Source organism: Stenomitos rutilans, from assembly GCF_059505485.1.
Genome location: NZ_JCACKR010000058.1, coordinates 1 through 3,402, shown reverse-complemented (window position 1 = coordinate 3,402; position 3,402 = coordinate 1). Strand labels below are relative to the sequence as shown.

The window sequence follows — 3,402 nt, the reverse complement described above, 5'->3', positions numbered from 1 at the left end:
GAGACTATCCTAGAGTCACCACATTTCACTCTTTTTGTCAATGCGTAAGTTCTAAGAATGACGGTTACAGATCAATCGGTGGGTAGGGGCAAGGCATGGCCTTGCCCCTACAGGATGTGTCGTATTTTCAATTCAAATTGGTATCAGAGGTTAAGCAGACTTTTGGAGCATCGTTATCACCTCGCTCAAGCTCAGGCAGGATTGACCGCGCTGTTCTCCTGGCAGCGATGGTCGTTGTGCCTGGTGTTGCCAGTAGTGCTCAAACTGCTGACAAAAATCGTCCAGTTTACAGAAAAGGCGTGTGATGTCGAGGCGCGATACGATGATGTCCATAGCTGAGACCGATACTTCAAAACCAGTCTCAGCTTTTTTGTGTCAATTTCTGTTCATCGAACTCACGTTAAAGAATGACGGCTACAGATCAATCGGTGGGTAGGGGCAAGGCATGGCCTTGCCCCTACAGGATGTGTCGCATTTTCAATTCAAATTGGTATGAGATCTTTGGCGGCTTCTCAAAAGGAAAGCTGACCGCTGAGGGCTGAAAGCTGAAGGCTAAATCCCAATAACGTTCACCCATTAAAACGGAGCGCTCTAGCGTCAGGCTTCACTCGCAACTAAAGGCTGATTTGAGGTGGCGATCGCCAGCGTTTTGTGGAGCTTTTTGATTGTGTTGAGGGTTTGTTGATAGTTGGCCGTGTCGCCCTGCTCAGAAAAGAGTTGTGCCGCTTGACCGAGGTCTTCGATCGCATCCAGCCGCTGCCCAATTTTGATGCAGGCAAGCCCCCGGTAGAAGTAGGCTGTTGCATCTTTGGGGTTGAGCCGAATGACCTCGGAGTAGTCTTGAATAGCACCTAGCTTGTTTTGCAGACGAGTACGCGCTAAGCCCCGGTAGAAATAGGCGGTCGCAAAATCGGGGTTGATTTGAATGGCATACGTATAGTCTTCGATCGCGCCCATCTTATCGCCTTGCTCAGAGCGTACAAAGCCACGATTGCAATAGGCAATGAAATTTTCAGGATTGTGCTGTACTGCTTGCCCAAAGTCTGCGATGGCCCCTGGTCGATCGTTCTGGTCATAGCGAGCCAGCCCACGGTTGTTATACGCCACATCATCTTGCGAACGGATGCGGAGAACGTCTGTGTAGTCCGCAATCGCGCCTTGTCGATCGCCCAGGTCATAGCGAGTGGACGCACGGTTGAAATAGGCGATCGCGTCATTGGCATCCAGCGCTGGATTGTCAAACCGATCGACCAGACCTTGAATCACATCTCCATCCGTCGTGCGCAACCCAACAGCGGCCTGCGGGAAAATAGCACTGGCAGTCGCAACAGACTGTGCACCCAGCACGGCGTAGCTGCGATCGCACACCAAAAAATTCTCATCCGTTCCCAGCACCTTAAAGCGGAATTGAGCAGGGTACTGTCGCTTGAGTTGAGTCAACTGGTTCAGCGTTTTGTGGAGAAACCCTTTCTTGGTGGGATCGAGAGAGCGACGACGATCGATCGATCGTGGCGTATGCCCCTGGCTCATATCGCCCAGGTGCCCCCAGCCTAAGTCCAGACAACCGTTGCGATCAAGAAACGCCTTAAATTTCTCAATCAGCGCCGCATCTAGCGTTTGCGAACTTGGGTAGGGATAGACCACAATGAGTCGTGCTTGTGCGGTGTCTAACGCTTGCTCTAACAAGCGGCGGCTATAGCCTGTGGTGGCTTCTCCCTGTCGCGGTTGAGCACCTTTAACATCAAACACTAACTCATAAGCAGGGGCCTCTGTCGTTTGAAGCTGCTGGGCAAAGTCTTCGAGATGACTCTTGACGACGGCATCCACCTGTGACTGCACATCGACGGCGTTGCTCTCAGCCCACTCCACCCGTGCTGAAAGGTATTTCACCTGACTTTCAAGTGCGGTGGAATCTAGCACCTGAGGCAGCCGATTGACCCAATCCCGCAGGGTCTTTTGCTGGTGCTCCAACGTTTGGGTGAACTGGTGCAGGCCTGCTAACTGGTGCTGAAGGTGACCCATTTGAGTGGAGACCATGCTCTGCACGTCCGATCGCAGATGAGTCAGGTCGGTGGCGATCGGTAATTGGTTCAAGCGATGCTCTAGAGCGCTGATGGTGGCTTTGAGTCCCTCCACCACTGAGGGATCGGATTGCAGTAAGCTACCGTCTAAAATGCCGCCAAAGCCCTCATCGCTTAAGTTCAGCTTCGTTGTAACCGTATCTAACTGTTTCTTAAGAATCGTCGTTGCCATCTTAATAGGTGCAACGGATTGATCCAGAGATTCTTGCTGCTGACTGATTTGCTCCACCTGCGCCATTAGACGAGCCAGTTCGCGCCGCGACACCATTTCACCCAGCACTTTCACCAGCGAATCCACATCTTGCTTGAGCGAACTAGCATCAAACGGTGTGGGCAGTGTGTTCAAGCGACGATTGATATGATTGATCTGATCCTGCATGACGCGAGGATTGTTGTTGCGCTGCTCTTCACTCACGGTTTGCAGAGTGGTTCGCAGGCTAGACAGTTCGGCTTTAAGCTGAGTGAGCGCTGCATCAAACCCATCAACACGATCGACGGTGCATAAGCGCCCCAAATAAGTTGTCACCGCATTGACAGAGTCTGCTAGTTCGGTGTAGTTGACCTGTAGCTGACGGACTTCTTGCGCCAGTAAGCGCCATTCTGGCTTAGCAAGTTCGCGCTTAAGCTGGGTAATATCTTGAGCTAGCCCTGCTGTGTTCTCTGACGTTTCGTGTAAAACAGATTTTCTGAGACTGGCAAGATCGAGAAAGTTTGGCAACACCTGAATTTGCTGCCTCAACGAACTGAGATCCTCGGAAAACTTCTGGTCTAGCCGCGTCACCGATGCATCAGTATGCGCCAGTGTGGTTTCTTCCAACCGCCGCCGATTCACTAAATTAACGAGAAGCAACGCCGAGACAGGTGCGGCTGTAAATAAAATCTGTTGAGAGGCGACGGATGCCAATGAGCCAATGCCAGCGCCAACAAGTAGTGCGTACTCTGAAAGATTGAGCCAATTACGGGTCTTCACAGCTTCCTCAAACCGCTTGATGTAGGGTTGATTAATGGTTGAAATGGCTGCTGTGGCTGTAGATGCACCAGCAGTTTGTAGCAATTCTGTAGCGGGGGCTTGAGCGTCTCTTTCTTTCTTCATGCCAAACCAGGTTTGATCAGGAAATCCTTGCTCAAGGAATTTTTGACCTGGCTGGATTAGGATGACAGTCGCAAAACCCACTATCAACGTTAGATCCCAAATGATTCTGATCATCCGTACTCGCGCTACTCATGAGCAGATCAGCGGTATGCTTATTGCTCATGGTTTCTACATAGGACTTACGCACTTGCCCCCAAATCCCCAATGCTGGGGGCGTTAATAGCTTTG

General features: G+C 51.1%; 3 protein-coding genes. All 3 read right to left on the bottom strand.

What is annotated here, in order from left to right:
• Positions 1 to 150: 150 nt before the first annotated feature.
• Complete coding sequence (locus AC5JLP_RS09940; protein WP_496067778.1) at positions 151 to 333, bottom strand: hypothetical protein; 183 nt, start codon at positions 331 to 333, stop codon at positions 151 to 153.
• A 264-nt stretch (positions 334 to 597) separates the two neighbouring features.
• Positions 598 to 3,174 carry a tetratricopeptide repeat protein gene (locus AC5JLP_RS09935; protein ID WP_496067777.1) on the bottom strand — a complete coding sequence of 859 codons (2,577 nt, stop codon included), beginning with the start codon at positions 3,172 to 3,174 and terminating at the stop codon, positions 598 to 600.
• Between the two features lie 31 nt (positions 3,175 to 3,205).
• Positions 3,206 to 3,402: hypothetical protein (locus AC5JLP_RS09930; RefSeq protein WP_496067776.1), on the bottom strand; the 197-nt coding region annotated here is incomplete at its 5' end.

Bases quoted from the DNA above. Each gene is read 5' to 3' on its own strand.
- AC5JLP_RS09935 (WP_496067777.1), bottom strand. From the start codon at position 3,174: ATGAAGAAAGAAAGAGACGCTCAAGCCCCCGCTACAGAATTGCTACAA.
- AC5JLP_RS09940 (WP_496067778.1), bottom strand. From the start codon at position 333: ATGGACATCATCGTATCGCGCCTCGACATCACACGCCTTTTCTGTAAA.